The organism is Mesorhizobium sp., from assembly GCF_004963255.1.
GTDB lineage: Bacteria > Pseudomonadota > Alphaproteobacteria > Rhizobiales > Rhizobiaceae > Mesorhizobium.
Map to the genome: position 1 here is coordinate 537,071 of NZ_SUGA01000001.1, position 16,770 is coordinate 553,840.

The 16,770-nt window shown below is 63.3% G+C and carries 16 protein-coding genes; 8 read left to right on the forward strand and 8 right to left on the reverse strand.

Going from position 1 to position 16,770, the window contains the following annotated elements; genetic code table 11:
* Positions 1–6: 6 nt before the first annotated feature.
* The gene (locus tag E5X34_RS02440) at positions 7–3,582 is read right to left on the reverse strand and encodes a CheR family methyltransferase (protein ID WP_292560531.1); all 3,576 of its coding nucleotides are present in this window, start codon (positions 3,580–3,582) and stop codon (positions 7–9) included.
* The gene (locus E5X34_RS02445) at positions 3,536–4,591 is read right to left on the reverse strand and encodes a chemotaxis protein CheB (RefSeq protein WP_292560534.1); all 1,056 of its coding nucleotides are present in this window, start codon (positions 4,589–4,591) and stop codon (positions 3,536–3,538) included. Before E5X34_RS02445 ends, E5X34_RS02440 begins: the two co-directional genes overlap by 47 nt.
* A gap of 340 nt (positions 4,592–4,931) precedes the next feature.
* On the opposite strand from E5X34_RS02445, the gene E5X34_RS02450 reads away from it, so the two are divergent.
* Entirely contained in the window at positions 4,932–5,363 is a 432-nt protein-coding gene (locus E5X34_RS02450) for a hypothetical protein (protein ID WP_292314349.1), read from the forward strand.
* A gap of 46 nt (positions 5,364–5,409) precedes the next feature.
* On the opposite strand, the gene E5X34_RS02455 is transcribed toward E5X34_RS02450, so the two are convergent.
* Entirely contained in the window at positions 5,410–5,985 is a 576-nt protein-coding gene (locus E5X34_RS02455; protein WP_292560537.1) for a response regulator, read from the reverse strand.
* 245 nt (positions 5,986–6,230) lie between these two features.
* Between E5X34_RS02455 and E5X34_RS02460 the strand changes: the two genes are divergently transcribed.
* Entirely contained in the window at positions 6,231–6,425 is a 195-nt protein-coding gene (locus tag E5X34_RS02460; protein WP_292560540.1) for a hypothetical protein, read from the forward strand.
* 9 nt (positions 6,426–6,434) lie between these two features.
* Entirely contained in the window at positions 6,435–7,037 is a 603-nt protein-coding gene (locus tag E5X34_RS02465; protein WP_292560543.1) for a diguanylate cyclase, read from the forward strand.
* A gap of 160 nt (positions 7,038–7,197) precedes the next feature.
* On the opposite strand, the gene E5X34_RS02470 is transcribed toward E5X34_RS02465, so the two are convergent.
* Complete coding sequence (locus tag E5X34_RS02470) at positions 7,198–7,401, reverse strand: DUF2934 domain-containing protein (RefSeq protein WP_042647280.1); 204 nt, start codon at positions 7,399–7,401, stop codon at positions 7,198–7,200.
* Between the two features lie 148 nt (positions 7,402–7,549).
* On the opposite strand from E5X34_RS02470, the gene E5X34_RS02475 reads away from it, so the two are divergent.
* Complete coding sequence (locus E5X34_RS02475; protein ID WP_292560546.1) at positions 7,550–7,864, forward strand: hypothetical protein; 315 nt, start codon at positions 7,550–7,552, stop codon at positions 7,862–7,864.
* 130 nt (positions 7,865–7,994) lie between these two features.
* Positions 7,995–8,375 carry a hypothetical protein gene (locus E5X34_RS02480; protein WP_292560549.1) on the forward strand — a complete coding sequence of 127 codons (381 nt, stop codon included), beginning with the start codon at positions 7,995–7,997 and terminating at the stop codon, positions 8,373–8,375.
* An 86-nt stretch (positions 8,376–8,461) separates the two neighbouring features.
* Here E5X34_RS02480 and E5X34_RS02485 read toward each other — a convergent pair whose 3' ends face one another.
* The 4 genes from E5X34_RS02485 to E5X34_RS02500 all read right to left on the reverse strand — a co-directional run bounded on the left by E5X34_RS02485 (position 8,462) and on the right by E5X34_RS02500 (position 12,955).
* Positions 8,462–8,770 (reverse strand): hypothetical protein, encoded by a 309-nt coding sequence (locus tag E5X34_RS02485; RefSeq protein ID WP_292560551.1) that lies wholly within the window; start codon positions 8,768–8,770, stop codon positions 8,462–8,464.
* A 163-nt stretch (positions 8,771–8,933) separates the two neighbouring features.
* Positions 8,934–9,137 (reverse strand): hypothetical protein, encoded by a 204-nt coding sequence (locus tag E5X34_RS02490; protein ID WP_126062604.1) that lies wholly within the window; start codon positions 9,135–9,137, stop codon positions 8,934–8,936.
* A 53-nt stretch (positions 9,138–9,190) separates the two neighbouring features.
* Positions 9,191–11,182 carry a protein-L-isoaspartate(D-aspartate) O-methyltransferase gene (locus E5X34_RS02495; RefSeq protein WP_292560554.1) on the reverse strand — a complete coding sequence of 664 codons (1,992 nt, stop codon included), beginning with the start codon at positions 11,180–11,182 and terminating at the stop codon, positions 9,191–9,193.
* 12 nt (positions 11,183–11,194) lie between these two features.
* Positions 11,195–12,955 (reverse strand): thiamine pyrophosphate-dependent enzyme, encoded by a 1,761-nt coding sequence (locus E5X34_RS02500; RefSeq protein WP_292560557.1) that lies wholly within the window; start codon positions 12,953–12,955, stop codon positions 11,195–11,197.
* Between the two features lie 129 nt (positions 12,956–13,084).
* On the opposite strand from E5X34_RS02500, the gene E5X34_RS02505 reads away from it, so the two are divergent.
* The 3 genes from E5X34_RS02505 to E5X34_RS02515 all read left to right on the forward strand — a co-directional run bounded on the left by E5X34_RS02505 (position 13,085) and on the right by E5X34_RS02515 (position 16,744).
* On the forward strand, positions 13,085–13,978 hold the full coding sequence (locus E5X34_RS02505; RefSeq protein WP_292560560.1) for an alpha/beta hydrolase: 894 nt from the start codon (positions 13,085–13,087) through the stop codon (positions 13,976–13,978).
* Positions 13,979–14,088: 110 nt separating this feature from the next.
* Entirely contained in the window at positions 14,089–14,277 is a 189-nt protein-coding gene (locus tag E5X34_RS02510; protein ID WP_292560562.1) for a hypothetical protein, read from the forward strand.
* A gap of 352 nt (positions 14,278–14,629) precedes the next feature.
* The gene (locus E5X34_RS02515; protein ID WP_292560565.1) at positions 14,630–16,744 is read left to right on the forward strand and encodes a catalase; all 2,115 of its coding nucleotides are present in this window, start codon (positions 14,630–14,632) and stop codon (positions 16,742–16,744) included.
* Positions 16,745–16,770 lie beyond the last annotated feature (26 nt).

The window sequence follows — 16,770 nt, forward strand, 5'->3', positions numbered from 1 at the left end:
AGGACATCAGCGATCCGTGGCGGGGGCCAACGGTATCTGGATGTCGCACTCAAGCCCGGAGGGCTCGAACCGCAGGTCGACCTTCCCCCCAAGCTCATACTCTAAACTTTGCTTGATAAAGCTTGTTCCGAAATTCAGTCGCGACGGCTCGTCTACGGCAGGCCCGCCGATTTCCTTCCATCCGATTGACAGAACGCCGGATTTGTCGGTCCTCCAGGCCACTTCGACGCGGCCGTCCTCAGTCGAGAGCGCCCCATATTTCGCCGCATTGCTGGCAAGCTCGAAGAACACCATGCCAAGTGTCGCGGCCACGCTTGCGCCGAGCTGCAGTGATTTTCCGTCAATGACGATGTTCTGGCGAAGCTTGCTGCTGTAGGGCGTTAGAACCGCCCGCAGCAACTGCTCGAGATCGGCATCGCGCCAGTTGTAGGAAGACAGCACTTCGTGCGTTCGGCCCATTGCCTGCAGCCGCTGCTGGAACGAGGAAAAGAAATCACCGATTGAACTTGATGTGCCAACCATGCGTGAAGCCAGCGCGGTGACTGTGGCCAGGATGTTCTTCACGCGATGTTGCAGTTCGTGCAGCAGTCTCTCCTGGCTGCGCTCTGCCTCCTTGTGGCTTGATATGTCGACAAGGGTCGCGATGGCGCCGCGCACCTTACCGTTTTCGTCGAAAAGCGGGTTGGCCGACATCATCACGTCGATGCCCGAGCCATTCTCATGCAGGATTTGCGCTTCGTAGCCGGGGATAGGTTTTCCGGTGCGAATCGCCTTTCGCAGAGGCTGGTCTTCAGTATCCACCTTAACGCCGTTGAGCGTCAGCGGCAGGATGGCGGGAACTGAAATGAGCTTGTCGCCGGTGGAGCGCTGCCCCATGAGTTCCACCGCGCGGCGGTTGGCGCGGATCTCCGCGCCGTCGCCGTCTTCGGCGATGAAGATGCCGACCGGCACCAGGTCGAGCAGGGTTTCAAGGCTTTCGACGCGGTTGCGCAGGTCGTGCGAGAGCGCGCCGATCTTCTCCTCGGCCCGCGCGATCTGCGTGACGTCGACGAAAGTGACCACGACGCCGGCAATCACATTGTCGACGGTGCGATAGGGCAGGACGCGCATGATGTAGCGCCGGCCGTTGTCGGTACCTTCGACCTGCCGCTCGGTCGTGCCAAGCCTCAGCAGCACCTGCTCCATGTCGGCCTGCAGCCCGTCGGCGGGGAAGCGCGGGCGCACATGCGCCAAGGGGCGGCCGACATCGCTCTCGACCAGGCGGAAAAGGTCGCGGGCGGTCGGCGTGAAGCTCTTGATGCAGAGGTCGCGGTCGAGGAACACGGTGGCGATCTGCGTGCTTTCGAGCAGGTTGGCCATGTCGTTGTTGGCGCGGCTGAGCTCGTCGACGCGGATGTTGAGCTCGGCATTGACCGTCTGCAGTTCCTCATTGATCGACTGCAGCTCTTCCTTCGAGGTTTCCAGTTCCTCGTTGGACGACTGCAGCTCCTCGTTGATCGACGACAATTCCTCGTTGGAGGATTTCAGTTCCTCATTGGAGGATTCGAGCTCCTCCGTGGTGATCTGCAGCCGCTCCTTGGTTTCCCTCAGCTCCCTTTCGAGCTGGCTGACATTGGCGCTTTCCACGTCGTCGGTCGTGTGGACCGGCTCGTCCTCCGACTCCGCCTTGATGCCGCCGATGTCGCGGAACACCAGCATGTAGAGCGGGTCCGACGAGCCGTCGGCGGGCAGTGGCTGCACGGCAAGGCTGATCGTCTGGCGGCCGCCATTGGTGCCGACGGTGATCTTGTTCTGGATCGCCACTTGCCCGGTGCTGGCCGCCTTGTGGAGCGCCGCGCGCAGGTCCATGCGAAGGCCCCGCCTTGCCATGGAAAAGACGTTGTGGTCGGGGGCGCCCGCGGCGAGCTCGAGATATTTGCCGGTGCCGCCCGAACTATGCATCAATTCGCCGCCGGCGTTGACCACCACATAGGCCGGCGCAAATCGCTCGACGAGAAGACGCTCCGCCACTTCCTGCAAGGTTCCGTTCGTCGCCCGCTGCCGTGTATTCGGCACGCTGTGCCTGGCGGCGGCGGCGAGGGGGAATTCGGGCAAACGCTGCGGGGTCATCCCGCCACGCTTCTGGAAGATGCGGCTGCCCTTGTCCACGGTGGAGAACAGGCGGGCGTGCCGCGTGACATTCTCCGAGGATCCGAGAAAGAGATAGCCGTTGTTGCGCAGAGCGTAGTGGAAGATCGGAATGATCTTTTCCTGCAGTTCCGGGCCCATATAGATCAGGAGGTTCCGGCAGGTGATCAGGTCGAGCTTGGAGAAGGGCGGGTCGCGCAACAGGTTGTGCGAGGAAAACAGACAGACCTCGCGCAGGTCCGCCGAAACGCGGTAAGTGCCGTCCTCGCGCGAGAAGAACTCCTTGAGCCGCTTCGGGGTTATGTCCGTGGCGATCGTTGCGGGATAGCGCCCCGCGCGGGCCACCTCCAGCGCGCGCTCGTCGATATCGGTGGCGAAAATCTGCAGATTGGGCGAGGCGGCGCCCCGCGGAGCGCTCTCCTTCAACAGCATGGCGATCGAATAGGCCTCTTCGCCCGTGGCGCAGCCCGGCACCCATACACGGATGGTCTCGCCCGGCTTTCGGTTCTCGAACAGCCGGGGAATGACCAGCCTTTCCAGCACATCGAAGGCGTGCTCGTCGCGAAAGAAGCTGGTGACGCCGATCAGCAGGTCCTGGAAAAGCAGATCGACCTGCTGCGGCTCGTCGCGCAGCCGCTCGTAGAAGGCGGCCGGGTCATCGATCTGCAGCACTTGCATGCGTCGCTGGATGCGGCGCAGGATCGTGTTATCCTTGTAGCCGCTGAAATCATGGCCGGTCCGCACGCGAAGCAGCGCCGCGATGCGCGAAAGCTGCTCGGCGACGTCGCGCTTGCGGCGGTCGCGCTCGCCATTGGTGTGGTTGGCGTGCCGGAAATAGCTGGTCAGCTTGCCCGCCATTTCCTCGGCCGGAAGCACCATGTCGACTAGGCCGCTCTGGACGGCGCTGCGCATCATGCCGTCATACTCGGCGCTCTCCTGCGCCAAGGTCAGGCCACCGCGCTCCTTGATGGCTCTCAGCCCGATTGTGCCGTCGCTGCCAGTGCCGGACAGGATCACTCCCGCCGCATTCTCCGACTGCTCCTGCGCCAGCGAGGTGAAGAAATCGTCGATCGGCGTCCGCCTGGCTCTCGTCGTGGCCATCTTGGCCATATGGAAATGCTGGTCATGCACCGTCACCGATACACCGGGCGGCGTGACGTAGATCTTGTCGGGCTCGATCTCCATGTCTTCAGCCGCCGTCAGGGTCTCGATCGAGGTCGACCGCTGGATGATGCTGGCGAGAACGCTTTCGTGCTCGGCGTCGAGATGTTGAATGACCACATAGGCAAAGCCGCTGTCGGCCGGCACTTCGGGAAAGAACCGTTGCAGGGCCGCGATGCCGCCGGCCGACGCGCCAATGCCGATAATCGGGAAAGATGCCGCCGCCGTTGCGGCCTCGCGCGCGTCGTTAGCCTTCGCTCTTGTCGTGCCTGTCTTCCTCGCCGCCCGCGCCATTGCCGCCTAACCGTGCTCGCCTGCTCTCAAGGATGCGCTCGATGACGGCGGCATCCGCTTCGTATTCCTGCGCCCGCTGGCCGAAGTGATTGGCCAGTTCGGAGCGACGCCGTGTCTTTTCCCGCTCGGCCATGCGCCGGGCAAACGCCGCCCGCTGCTGATGCGAGCGAAGCAGGCCCCAAAGGATCTCGTCCGCCTCGATCGCCTGAGCCTCCATCACCGCGTCGGCGGTGAAGGCATGCCCGGTATGGCACCGATAGCGCAACATGTCACCGTCTTCGATCTCCCACAGTGGCCCGTGGCATTCCGGGCATGTAAACACCGACAACTCGCCAAGTCGATCCGCGTCTTTCATGGTCGAATGCTCCTGGGCGGCGATGGCCGCCTCCAGTCTGACCGCCGGTGGGGCTGTTAAAGTTTCGCCGGCGGGCTCATCCGCGAGCTTTGCCAGCAAGGCGCCGAGCTTCGCGGCGGGCAGGCAGTGGTCGATCTCGACATATTGCAGCGCGCTTTCCACCATGGAAGGCACCAGCGTGTCTTTGGGATGCTGGACGACCGCCAGCCCGCCGACGGCCTTGACGGCCCTCAACCCGGCGGTGCCGTCGGAAAGCGAGCCCGACAGCAGCACGCCGATGACGCCGGCGCCGTAGCTCAGCGCCGCCGAACGGAACAATGGGTCGATGGCCGGCCGGGCAAGGTTTTCGCGCGGGCCGCGCCGCAGCATCATATGGCCATCGTGAAGAAGAAGATGGAAGCCTGGCGGCGCCACATAGATGCAGCCCATCCCGAACGCCGCGCCGTTCCTGGCCGGCTGCGCTTCGAGCCTCCCCGCACGGTCGAGGATATCGGGCAGGTAGCTGACCTGGCCGACATGCACCACGACGAACACCGCCGCCGGCAGATCGGCGGGCAGATCGGCGACGATCCGCTTCAGAGGCTCGATCCCGCCGGCCGACGCGCCGATGACGATGATGTTGTGGTTGTTCGTTGGGCCTTTGGAACGGGCCATTCCGCGACGAGCCTCCAGATTGGGCTTTAAGAACCGTTCCGTTGCGGCGATGGCGCCATCGCGGTTCAGCGACCGTTCAGGTGTTTAACAATGCAGTTCGCGCGATGTTCCATCGCTGCAGGTTCAAGCGCCTGCCCGCTATCCCCAAAAGATGGCTGGAACATAGGAGATCGCCGGCAGTTCGGTTTCGCTTCGGACGCCGCTCCAAGGCGTCTGTCGAAGACGGGTGGGCAACACCTGGTCGGCCCGCGCCTGTCCCTCGCAGGCGTGGGCTTCAGGCCCCGGCAGAACCTGCCGCGCCGCCGTGCAGATGTCGCCGCCACAACCACAGGAGACAGCAATGAAGCATCAGACCTCATACGAACTTCAATCGGTGGCAATCGTCGACCGGCTCGGCTTGATTCCCCTTGCGACGAGAAGGCAGCGGATCGAGCGGTGGGCGGAACTGCTCGACCGCAATCCCCAGCGCTGCCTCTCGGCGCTGACGGGCACCGAATATGTCGATCCCGGCGTCCGTGAACGGGTGCGGGCGGATGGCTCGGCGCTCGCGGTTGCCTTCGATGATCCGCTGCTGCGCGCGGCCGGCTTGCAATCGGACACCTATGGCGAGGCGAAGCGCTTTTTCGAACTGTCCGATTGGCAATTGCATGACGTGGTCTGCAGCTGCCATGCCGGCGCGACGATGCAGGCCAGCTGGGCCGCCGCGCGGGTGCGCCGGATCGTAAGAGGCAGCCGGATCCTCGCCTGGCTAAGAAGCCGATTTACGCATTGAGACGGGCTGGTCGCCCGGCGAGCGCAGGTCGCCGGCGACCCGATGATCAGTGCAGAAGAGAAGCTCCGCGCAACTGCGCCACTCTGCGCATGATGGCGTTCAGCCAGTCGGCGATGGACGAGTCCTCGGGCCTTTTGTCGATGTCCTCAAGCGCCTGTTCCAAAGTGTGCTCGACAAGCCGGTCGGAGGCTCCGGCATCGTCCAGCAGCAGACGTGCGGTGAGCCGGAGCTTGGGCAGCAGCGCGACGACGTCCTCCGCCGCAGACACCGGCTGCGCGACGGGCGCTGGCTCTGCGGAGGGCTCCGGTGGGAACAGTGCATCGACCAGGGTAGCGCGGTTCGACGACTTGCTCAGGCTGCTGGCGAAACGCAAATGCTCGGGGATGGCGATGTCGTCATATCCGCTGAAGAACACGAAGGGCACGTTGCGCAGCATCAGTTCGTCCGCGATCGGGAAAATCTTGCGGCCGTGCAGGTCAATGTCCAGGATTGCGGCCTCGGCCGCTTTGGCATGCCGTCCAGCCTGTTCCACCGTCGCCACCGGTCCGAGGATGATGGCGCCCATGTCGGCGAAGAAGGTGGCCAGATCGCTGGCGAGCAGCCACTCGTCCTCCGCAATCAAGAGGTGAAGTCCCCGGAGGTTTCGCACACGAGCTCCTTCAGTTCGCATACCGCAACCGTAAAGCAAGGCGCTGACATCGGCGCGCATGACAATGAGGCAGCAGGGAAGCCAGATGTTAGAACGCAGCGACGGGTGAACCGTTCCGGCCGTTCACTGCATGCGCTTCGATCCGATCCGGCAGGCATGGAACCATTGCGCCGGCCTGCGGTTCGGCACGAGGCGGGATTTGGCCGGGAACCAGGACCATGACATCGCACGACAAAGCCTCCAAGGACGATAACGAGCGTGAGAATGCCGAACGTGTCCGCGACCTCGCGGAAAGAGCGGGAATTCCAAGCGGGTTGGCGCTAGCGCTGATCCTGAAATACGGAAACGATCCGGAGGTGCTCGATCGCGAGGCGGCAAAGCTGAAGCGGGACGCGGACAAGAGCGATAGATAGGGGGCAGCCGTGCTTGACGATCCGATGGTCCTCATCCTGATGTATTTCGTCTTGCCGGTCTGGCTGATCGCGGGTTTTGCCGATTGGCTCTGCCACCGCGCGACCCACATAGAATCCACGACTGGCGCGAAGGAATCGCTCATCCATCTCCTGATGTTCGCCGAGGTCGGGATCCCGATGCTTGCGGCAATGTTCCTCGAGGTGAACGCCCTGGTCATCGCCGTGATGATCGTCACCTTCTTTGTCCATGAAGCGACAGCGATGTGGGACGTGCGCTACGCGACCACGGCGCGCACGGTGAACCCGATCGAGCAGCATGTGCACAGCTTCCTGGAGATGATCCCGCTGATGGGCCTGGTCATCGTGGTGGCGCTGCATTGGGGGCAATTCCTGGCGCTGTTTGGCGCCGGAACGGAAAAGGCTCGCTTCGATCTGACCTGGAAGCAGGAGCAACTGCCGGTGGCATATATTGCCGCCGTGATGGTCATTATCGTGCTGTTCGAACTGCTGCCCTATGTGGAGGAGTTCTTCAGAGGCCTGCGCGCCAACTCGGGCCGGCTCGTTCCAGCCAAGGCAAAGCGGCACAAGGCCGGCGACACCGCCGCGCGATGAAGCGCCTCATCGTCTCAGCCATTCTGGTCGATAGCATGAGGCGAGGGCTGCTGGGCACCGCCGGCCGGACGCCCGCCATTCTGGCCAGCCCACAGCCAGAGGGCGACCAGAACGATCACCAGAAGGCCAACTGCGAATATGATCCGGGGCATCGGCGGCTTCAGCCCCCTGGCCGGTTGGCGGCCGGGTCCGAGCCGATACCAACCGCGGGATCGGGCGCAACCGGACCGCGCTCGGCCTCCGAACCTTCCGACTCGATCTCCTGGACGGCCTGATCCCAGTGTTCCTGCTGGCGTCCCTCGGGTCTGCCTTCGCGTTCCCATATCTCGTGGGCGCGCTGCCTGATCCGTTCTTCCCTGTCCATGCCCGGCTCCTCTTGCGGCTGAACTCCACCGCCCGCGCCTAATCGGGAGGGGGGAGGTTTGTTCCACCGAGGACTTTGTTTCGGCTGCCCGGTAGTTGGGAACTCCGTCCTCGCGCGGGTGTTTTCTTCCATCAACCGGAGATCAGTCATGAACAACATCCAGAACCGTCGCGAGACGGGCGCCAGGAAATATCCGGCGAATACCGATCCGGATCCGAGCGACGAATTTTCCCAGGACGCCGCCGGCAACGAAAGACCTCACGTCGATCCAGGCCTTAGCCGCAAACAGGGCGAGGTCGAGGACAAGACCCACCAATCGGAAGGCCGCAATCCGCCGCGGCAACCGACGCCGAGCCCGGCGACCGAAAAAAGCTCAGGCGCCGGTCCATCCGTGGCTGAGCATTCCAAGGACGCTAAGGCGCCCAGGAGCGGTCGTCAGCCCGGCGCTTATGTGAAGGAATGATCGGCGCCGCGGACGCGATGGAACATAGCTATGACTTCTAAGTTCGGGGAATAGCCGCCGCCGACGATCCGGCGGCGGATTGTGAGGCTCTGGACCCGTCCGGAGCTGCCGCAACCACGGCGGATCGGCTATGAACAAAACAGCATCACGCAAGCATCTGCGAGAACGGGCAGCGGCGGTTGGTTTACGTCCACTCCGCCGGCGGGCATGGCTTCCTCTGACGGCAAGTGTCCTGGCGAGCCTCTTTTGCGTCCCGGCATCGGCCCATCAGGCCCCGGCGGGCTGGCAGTATGACCCTTCCTGCTGCGCTGGGGTGGATTGCTACCAGGCGCCGCCTTCGGACGTGAAGGAAACGAAGTATGGCTACCAGCTTTCGACCGGCGAGCTGATCCCCTACAGCGATCACCGCATAAAGCGATCGCGCGACGAAAACTTTCACGAATGCAAACCAGGTGGCGATATCAAGTCGCAGCACTCTTTCTGCCTCTATGTTCCCGACCGCGGGATGTGACCTGCAACGGCTCAACCGAAAGGTTGAACGACAGAAAGCCCGCCCTCACAAAGGCGGGCCTTCCAGGCCGTGCAAAGGCCGATAGCTTACTTGTTGCAATTCTGCATATTGGACGTCGTGTTGCCGCTGGCTGTGTTGTTGTCGATGTCGTTGCCGGCGGCGTCCTTGCACCGGTCGTTTGCGCCGTTGGACTTGGTGCTGTTCGTGCTGTTGGTGGCGTTTGGATCGACCGTGCCGTTGCTGTTGCCCGTACCCGTTGCGCCGCCCGTGCCAGTGGTGCCTGTGGTAGCGCCGGTGCCGTTGGTGCCGTCCCCGTTGCCCGAGCCGCTCGTTTGCGCCATCGCGGAAGTCGCCAGGACAATTGCAAGAACCGATGCGGAAAGAAGTTTGATCATGGTAAGGATCTCCTGTTGATCGCCTGATTGCGATATAAATCAACAAGAAATTCTATCGGATGTTCCAAAGATCGCTGCTCTGGTGCGGATTTTGTTCGTCGATGTTGATTTGTGCCGGACAAAATTAAGGATTAAACTATGTTGATCGGTGTTGTTTCTGGATTTATTTGTTCGTGCGAACCTTCTGGCGCGGGTTGATGCCACCCGCGTCGGTGGTGTCGTTCTCGACATCACCTTCGACTGTGTTCTCGCCGTGCTCCAGCTCGTCGCCTTCCTTGATGGTGCCCTTGGAAGTTCCGATGCCGGGATCATTGCCCATATCGGCATCGCTCGGTTTTTTCGATTTCGGGTGCTGGTTTCCGCTCATGGTCGTTCCTCGTTATGTCCTTCGAACCGGAAGCGGCGCGGAATGTTCCGACATCAAACGCCGAACGGATAAGTGTCCGGCATGCCTTCTGCCGCGTGCTCGGGTCCGAGCGGCGTGACCGCGCTGGTCTCGTCGAACCAGACGAAGGCATCGAATTGCCGCGCCAGGGAAGCATCGGCATAGTGGCTGTGCAGTTCGGTTTCCGGCCGGTAGATCACCCCGATGAACCGTTCCAGGCGGCGCTCGGTCAGCCGGTCGCGCAGCGTCGGGTCGAGTGCCAGGTCAAGCAGGAACCGCTCGATGCCGGCTTCGTGGCAGAGCCGCTCATAGCTGTCCTCGCGCGATGGCCGCACCGACTTGATTTCCATCTCGCCGTCCCAGTCGGTCGCCGCGGCGACCGTGCCCGTATGTGTGCCGAAACCGATGAGAGCCGCGGCATCGCCGAAGCGCTGCCGGCAGAGCTGGCCAATATTCACTTCCTCTCTCGAGATTCCCATTTCGGTGTAGCGGGCATCGCCTATATGGGAATTGTGCGCCCACACGACGGCCTTCGCGTTGGGACCCCGTGCATCGAGCACATGACCCAGCGTTTCGAACATATGCGTGTCGCGCAGATTCCAGGATTGCGGTCCGCCGTAATACATGACGCGATAATACTGCTCGGCGGAGGCGACGAGCCGGGCATTCTGCGCGGCGTCGAACAGTTCCTCGCCGTCCCGGCCGGCATGATCGAGTTGCCTCGCCAGCATGTCGTGGCACTGCTCGAGGACAGCTTCCTCGCATTCGCGGTAGCCCTTGGTCAGCGCCGCGCGGCCGTAGGTCGACGGCTCGGTCTGCCATGGCGTCAGACAGCCATAGCGTTCCCGCGCGACCCTTGCCGCCTCCGGGTCGACGCGGTCGAGATACTCCAGGACGGCGGCGATCGAACCGCGCATGTTGTAGATGTCGAGGCCATAGAAACCTGCTTGCGGCTGCAGCGCCTTGACCTTGTCATTGTGCTCGCGCAGCCATTCCACGAATGCCGCGACATCGGTGTTGCGCCACATCCAGGTTGGAAAACGCTGGAACGGCTGGTCCGCGCCGGGCGAGGCGCCCCTGCCGCGGACATAGCGGTCGATGGCCGCTGCATCGGGCCAGTCGGCCTCGACCGCGACGATGGTGAAGCCGTGCCTCTCGATCAGCCTTTTGGTGATTGCAGCGCGCGCCCGGTAGAATTCGGACGTGCCGTGGCTGGATTCGCCGAGCAGGACGATCCGCCGGTCCGCGAAACGGTCGAATGGTTCGGCAAACACAGGGTCGTCGAAGTCGGAAAGCGGCTCGGCGACCGCGGCGATCATTTCCGGCAGGCTGCGCTGGCGCGCCAGTGGGGTCGTGCGGACAGTCACCGGGCGGCTTTCCTCTCGCCAGCCCTGTTCGCCGATCAACGGGACGAAGCGCACGCCGCCGAAATCCTCCTCGCTGTAGGTCGATGCGCCGGTGCGGGTCACCTTGAGCAGGCGCTGCTCGTCGGGATCGTCGCCCACCGGAATGACCAGCCTGCCGCCGACGTCGAGCTGCTGCTGCAAGGCCAGCGGTGCGCCCGGTCCGCTCGCCGCCACCACGATGGCGTCGAAGGGTGCTGCTTCGGGCCAGCCTCTGGTGCCGTCGCCGATCCGCACGTCGATGTTGCCGTAGCCTAGTCTTTGAAAGCGTCGCCGTGCGTCCTCGGCCAGTGGCGCATGGCGTTCGATCGTGTAGACATGGTCGACGATGCGGCTCATCACGGCGGCTGCGTAGCCGGATCCCGTACCGACTTCGAGCACCTGGTCGCCTGGGCCGATCTCCGCCATCTCCAGCATGAAGGCAACGATGTAAGGCTGCGATATCGTCTGTCCTTCCGCGATCGGCAGCGGTCCGTCCTCATAGGCGAATTCCTCATAGCCTGGGTCCACGAAGACTTCGCGCGGAACCTCCCGCATGGCTGCCAGGATCTCCCGATCATGGATGCCGCGCCGGCCGAGATGCACATCGACCATCCGACGACGCTCACGGGAAAGATCAAGCATCGCAATCCCCTTCTATTCGCCTGCCTCCATCATCGTCCTGGCAGGCTCGCGGCCGACGTTTTCCTCGATCTCGTCGCGGCCCGGAGTCTGCGGCAGCGCCTTGCGGAAGTTCTTGGCGTAATCGGGCGGCATTTTCGGCGGCATCATCGGCTCGTAGGCGTCGACAAGCGCCTCGATGATCACTGGCCCGCTGGTGGCGAAAGCCTGATCGAGCACCCGCTCGACCTCCTCCGCCCGCTCGATGCTGAACCCTTTTCCGCCCATCGCCTCGGCGGCTTTGGCGAAATCGATCGGCTGCAGCTCGCAGCCGAACTGGGGATTGCCGAGGAACATCATCTGCTCCCAGGCGATCTGGTTCAGCATGTTGTTCTTGATCACCAGGACTTTCAGCGGAATGCCGTAGCGCACCGCCGTGGAGAACTCACCGAGCTGCATAGCGAGCCCGCCGTCGCCGACGATCGCTGCGACCGGCCGGCCCGGAAAGGCAATGCCGGCCGCGATCGCATAGCTCAAACCGCAGGACATGGAGGCGAGCGCGCCCGAAACGCCGAAAGCCTGTCCCGCGCGGAGATCGACATGGCGCGCGGCAAGTTCCGTGTTCTGGCCAGAATCGGTCGCCAGCACCGTATTCTCGGCGAGGCGCTCGCCGAAGGCGCGCGCGACGCGTTGCGGCTTGAGCGGATGGGCCAAGCCATCTTCGGACTGGCGCATCATCTCGCGCCATTTCTGCATCGAGATCTGCGCGGTCGTCAGGAATGCGCCGTCGCCCTTCTGCTGCAGCCGCTTGTTGAGGGCGCGCAAGGTCTCCGCCGCATCGCCGACCAGACCGGCCTCGACCGGGAAGCGCAGGCCGATGCGTTGCGCGTCGCAATCGATCTGGACGCCACGCGCCTTGCCCGGCTGCGGATAGTACTCGATATACGGGAAGGTCGAGCCGACGATGAGGACGGCGTCGCACGTCTCCATCGCCTCCTGCGATGGCAAGGTGCCCAGAATGCCGATGCCGCCCGTGGTGTGGGGATGGTCGTCCGGCAGCACCGCCTTGCCAAGCAAGGCCTTGACGATCGGCGCCTGCAGCAACCGGGCCGTTTCTTCGAGCTCGGCCGCCGCGCCGAGCGCTCCGCGCCCCGCCAGGATCGCCACGCGCCGCGCGTCGTTGAGGATTGCCGCCGCTTTGTCCAGCTCCGCATCCTGGGCTAGGCAGTGGGGGGCGAACATGTCTTGCGGCGTGTGTGCCGGCCGGTTGCGCTTGGATCGCTCGGCCGCGTCGGCGGGCTGTTCCTGGATATCGCTGGCGATCGAAAGATGCGCGACGCCCTTCCGGGCGAGCGCCGTGCGGCAGGCGAGGCTTGCCACGTTTTCCATATGCGCCGCGTCCGAGACCTGGACGTTGTAGACGCTGACGTCGTTGAAGACGCGGGTAAGATCGACATCCTGCTGCGTGAAAGTCTCGATCAGGTCATGAAACTGCATGCCGGTGATCGCCAGCACCGGCGCCTGGTCGAGCTTGGCGTCGTAGAGGCCGGTGAGAAGATGCGTGCCGCCGGGCCCGGATGTTGCGAGGCACACCCCGAGCTTCCCTGTCCATTTGGCGTAGGCGCAAGCCATGAACGCGGCCGATTCCTCGTGCCGCACCTGGACGAAGGATATCCTGTCCTGGTTTTTGCGCAGCGCTTCCATGACGCCGTTTATGCCGTCGCCAGGCAACCCGAACACGACTTCGACGTTCCAGGCGATCAAGGTGTCGACGAGAATTTCGGCTGCATTGGGCATGGCGAGGCTCCGCTGTTGGCTTCCGAACCAGCGAGGCTGCGGTTGGTTCCCTCGCCGGATGGAGGCGGAACAACCCCGATTGCGCAGGTTGGGCCGCCACTGCAGTGTGATGGTCCTGAGGAGGCGTCCATGGAACCTGTTTTCTGCGACACTTCGCTTTTGCGGGTCGCCTATCTGAGCGGTGGATCCGAGGATGGACCGCCTGTGCTGCTCCTCCATGGCTGGCCGGATGATGCGACGACTTTTGCGGATGTGGCGCCATCTCTTCAGGCCGCGGGCTTCCGAACCTTCGCGCCATGGCTGCGCGGATTTGGGCAGACCTCGTTCCACTCCGATCAAACGATGCGCTCAGGCGAGATCGCCGCCATGGCGCAGGACGCGCTCGACTTTGCCGATGCCATCGGCCTCGAACGGTTCGCGGTTGTCGGCCATGACTGGGGCGCGCGTATCGCCTATCTGCTCGCTTCCGTCTTTCCGCAGCGCATAACATGCTGCGCGGCGCTTTCGCTGGGGTGGCAGCCCGGCCCGGCTCCGACGCCGCCTTTGGAGCAGACGAAGGCTTTCTGGTATCAGTGGTTCATGGCGACCGGGCGCGGCGAAGGGTTCGTGCGACAGCACGGTCGCTCCTTCGCGCGTTTCCAGTGGGACAGTTGGAGCCCCCCAGGCTGGTTCGACGACACGCTGTTCGATCGGGTGGCCAGGTCCTTCGAGAATCCCGACTGGCCGGACGTGACGCTGCATTCCTATCGCGTGCGCTGGGGCGAGGCGGATCCCGCCCCGAACTATGCTGAACTTGCGCGCAAGCAAATTGAGGCGGAGGTCATCTCGGTGCCGACATTGGTCCTTCATGGCGACGACGATCGCGTCGTTCTGCCGGATTCCTCTGAAGGCAAGGAGCCGTATTTTACCGCCGGTTATGAGCGCGTGCTCCTGCCGGGTGTCGGTCATTTCCCGACGAGGGAAGCTCCCGCACAGGTTAGGGAGGGATTGGAGAGATTTCTGGTCGAATTCGGCAGGCAATGAGCGAAAGCTGCGTCGAAGGAAGTTCGCCGGTCCAGCGGACGGGCGCTACAGGAACTTTTTCTCCATCAGTGGGTTAGTGGGGAGGCATTAACCCATGTTAAGGTCCGGCCGTGGCACGGAAGGTTCGTGAAGCACTGACATCGGAACAGGAACTGTCCGAGGCGACAGCGCCGGAGCGCAAGACGACCGTGGCGTTGGAGACGCTGAGAGTCGAGGACGCGCCTTCTCGAATGCTCGAACTGGCGCGAAAGCTGGACGCCGCGATCGCGTTGCGTGCGCGCAAGTCCCGTCCCAATTGACTTTCAACTGACGACGCTCTGATCGCGCCAACCCGGAACAATCAGGGCCGGCATCTGTTCGCCGCTGAAACGTTACATGGGCAATCCGATGAAGAGCCTGATTCAAAGCCTGATGGCCGAGTTCCTGCCGCGCTGGTGGCGCCGAAAATCTCGCATCCCTGCGCCGCGAGAGATGCCCGCGTGTGCATCCTCGCGGGTAACGCCGGACCGTTCCCAGGCAAGCGGGGCAGGGGAGGGGTCGGACGCCGTTCAAAGATAGTTCGAGCTGGGCATGCCCGCTCCAGCGGCTGGAACATTCGCCTTGATTGCTCGTTCGGCAACATCATTTCAGCGAGCACAAGGGACAACGACAATGCCGAAGAAAGCTTCCCCGGCCGACGCTACAGCCGTGGCTGAGATTCATGACCAGGAACTTGTCCGCGGCAGTGGCGGCGAGCTGCATCAGGTGGCCGAAGGCGAGGTCGAGGTGCAGACGACGGCGCTTGGCGCGCCGATCGCGGATGACCACAACACGTTGAAGATCGGCGACCGCGGTCCCACGCTGATCGAGGATTTTCATTTCCGCGAAAAGATCTTCCATTTCGATCACGAGCGCATCCCCGAGCGCGTCGTCCACGCGCGCGGCTACGGCGCCCATGGCTTCTTCGAGACTTATGAGTCGCTTGCCAAGTACACCAAGGCCGATATCTTCCAGCGGCCCGGCGAGAAGACACCCGCCTTCGTTCGTTTCTCGACCGTCGCCGGCAGCAAGGGGTCCTTCGACCTGGCGCGGGATGTGCGGGGCTTCGCCGTGAAGCTCTATACCAAGGAGGGCAATTGGGACCTCGTCGGCAACAACATCCCGGTCTTCTTCATCCAGGATGCGATCAGGTTTCCGGATATGGTCCATGCCGTGAAAGAGGAACCGGACAGGGCGTTCCCGCAGGCCCAATCCGCGCATGACAATTTCTGGGATTTTATCTCGCTCACGCCGGAATCGATGCACATGATCATGTGGATCATGTCCGATCGCGCCATCCCCCGGTCGTTCCGGTTCATGCAGGGCTTCGGCGTGCACACCTTCCGTCTCGTCAACGCCAAGGATGAATCGACCTTCGTCAAATTCATCTGGAAGCCGAAGCTGGGCATGCAGTCGGTGGTCTGGAACGAGGCCGTGAAGATCAACGGCGCGGATCCCGATTTCCACCGCCGCGATCTCTGGAACGCCATCCAGTCCGGCGATTTTCCGGAGTGGAAGCTCTGCGTCCAGCTCTTCGACCAGGATTTCGCCGACAGTTTCGACTTCGACATCCTCGATCCGACCAAGATCATTCCCGAGGAGATCATCGAGCCGATCCCGGTCGGGCGGCTTGTCCTCGATCGCATGCCTGAGAACTTCTTCGCAGAGACCGAACAGGTTGCCTTCATGACGCAGAACGTGCCGCCAGGCATCGACTTTTCCAACGATCCCCTGCTGCAGGGACGCAACTTCTCCTATCTCGACACGCAGCTCAAACGCCTGGGCAGCCCCAACTTTACGCACCTTCCCATCAACGCGCCGAAATGTCCCTTCCATCATTTCCAGCAGGACGGTCACATGGCGATGCGCAATCCCGCCGGCCGCGCCAACTATCAGCCGAATTCCTGGGGCGAGGGGCCGCGTGAGTCACCCGAGCGGGGCTTCCGCTCCTTTGCCGATGCGGAGGAGGGACAGAAGGTCCGGCTGCGGGCGGAGAGCTTCGCCGATCACTACAGCCAGGCGCGGCAATTCTTCATCAGCCAGACCGAACCTGAGCAGCGTCACATCGCGATGGCCTTGACGTTCGAACTGAGCAAGGTCGAGACGCCGGTCATCCGCGAGCGGATGCTCTCCCATCTGCTCAACATCGACGAGACGCTGGCGACCACGGTCGCCGACAAGCTCGGCATCAAGACCATGCCGGCCCCTGCCGACGCCGCCGTGCCGACACGCGATGACCTCGAGCCGTCGCCCGCGCTCAGCATCATCAACAACGGGCCGGACAGCTTCAAGGGCCGCAAGATCGGCGTGCTCGTCAGCGACGGCATCGATTCCGGCCTGCTGCAAGCGGTGCGGGATGCGGCGCAAGCCGAAGGCGCCCAAGTGGAAGTCGTGGCGCGCCGGGTGGGCGGTGTCGAGGCAGGCGATGGCAGTTGGATCGAAGCCAATCACATGATCGACGGCGGTCCTTCCGTTCTCTTCGATGCGGTCGTGCTGCTCGTTTCCGAGGAAGGCGCCGAGATGCTGTCCAGGGATGCTGCGGCAAAGGACTTCGTGTCCGATGCCTTTGCGCATCTGAAGTTCATCGGCTTTGTCGCGGGTGCCGGACCTCTGCTGGCAAGCGCCGGGGTAGCGGCCGATGCGGACGAGGGGCTCATCGAGCTCACGGGCGGCGATTCCGCGCGCTCATTCGTCGAGGCTTGCCGCAAGCTGCGGCTTTGGGCGAGAGAGAGCGCCGTCAAACTCTGACTGTCGCGGGAACATTTCGAGCGCCT

Bases quoted from the DNA above. Each gene is read 5' to 3' on its own strand.
- E5X34_RS02440 (WP_292560531.1), bottom strand. From the start codon at position 3,582: ATGGCGCGGGCGGCGAGGAAGACAGGCACGACAAGAGCGAAGGCTAAC.
- E5X34_RS02445 (WP_292560534.1), bottom strand. From the start codon at position 4,591: ATGGCCCGTTCCAAAGGCCCAACGAACAACCACAACATCATCGTCATC.
- E5X34_RS02450 (WP_292314349.1), top strand. From the start codon at position 4,932: ATGAAGCATCAGACCTCATACGAACTTCAATCGGTGGCAATCGTCGAC.
- E5X34_RS02460 (WP_292560540.1), top strand. From the start codon at position 6,231: ATGACATCGCACGACAAAGCCTCCAAGGACGATAACGAGCGTGAGAAT.
- E5X34_RS02470 (WP_042647280.1), bottom strand. From the start codon at position 7,401: ATGGACAGGGAAGAACGGATCAGGCAGCGCGCCCACGAGATATGGGAA.
- E5X34_RS02475 (WP_292560546.1), top strand. From the start codon at position 7,550: ATGAACAACATCCAGAACCGTCGCGAGACGGGCGCCAGGAAATATCCG.
- E5X34_RS02480 (WP_292560549.1), top strand. From the start codon at position 7,995: ATGAACAAAACAGCATCACGCAAGCATCTGCGAGAACGGGCAGCGGCG.
- E5X34_RS02485 (WP_292560551.1), bottom strand. From the start codon at position 8,770: ATGATCAAACTTCTTTCCGCATCGGTTCTTGCAATTGTCCTGGCGACT.
- E5X34_RS02490 (WP_126062604.1), bottom strand. From the start codon at position 9,137: ATGAGCGGAAACCAGCACCCGAAATCGAAAAAACCGAGCGATGCCGAT.
- E5X34_RS02495 (WP_292560554.1), bottom strand. From the start codon at position 11,182: ATGCTTGATCTTTCCCGTGAGCGTCGTCGGATGGTCGATGTGCATCTC.
- E5X34_RS02500 (WP_292560557.1), bottom strand. From the start codon at position 12,955: ATGCCCAATGCAGCCGAAATTCTCGTCGACACCTTGATCGCCTGGAAC.
- E5X34_RS02505 (WP_292560560.1), top strand. From the start codon at position 13,085: ATGGAACCTGTTTTCTGCGACACTTCGCTTTTGCGGGTCGCCTATCTG.
- E5X34_RS02515 (WP_292560565.1), top strand. From the start codon at position 14,630: ATGCCGAAGAAAGCTTCCCCGGCCGACGCTACAGCCGTGGCTGAGATT.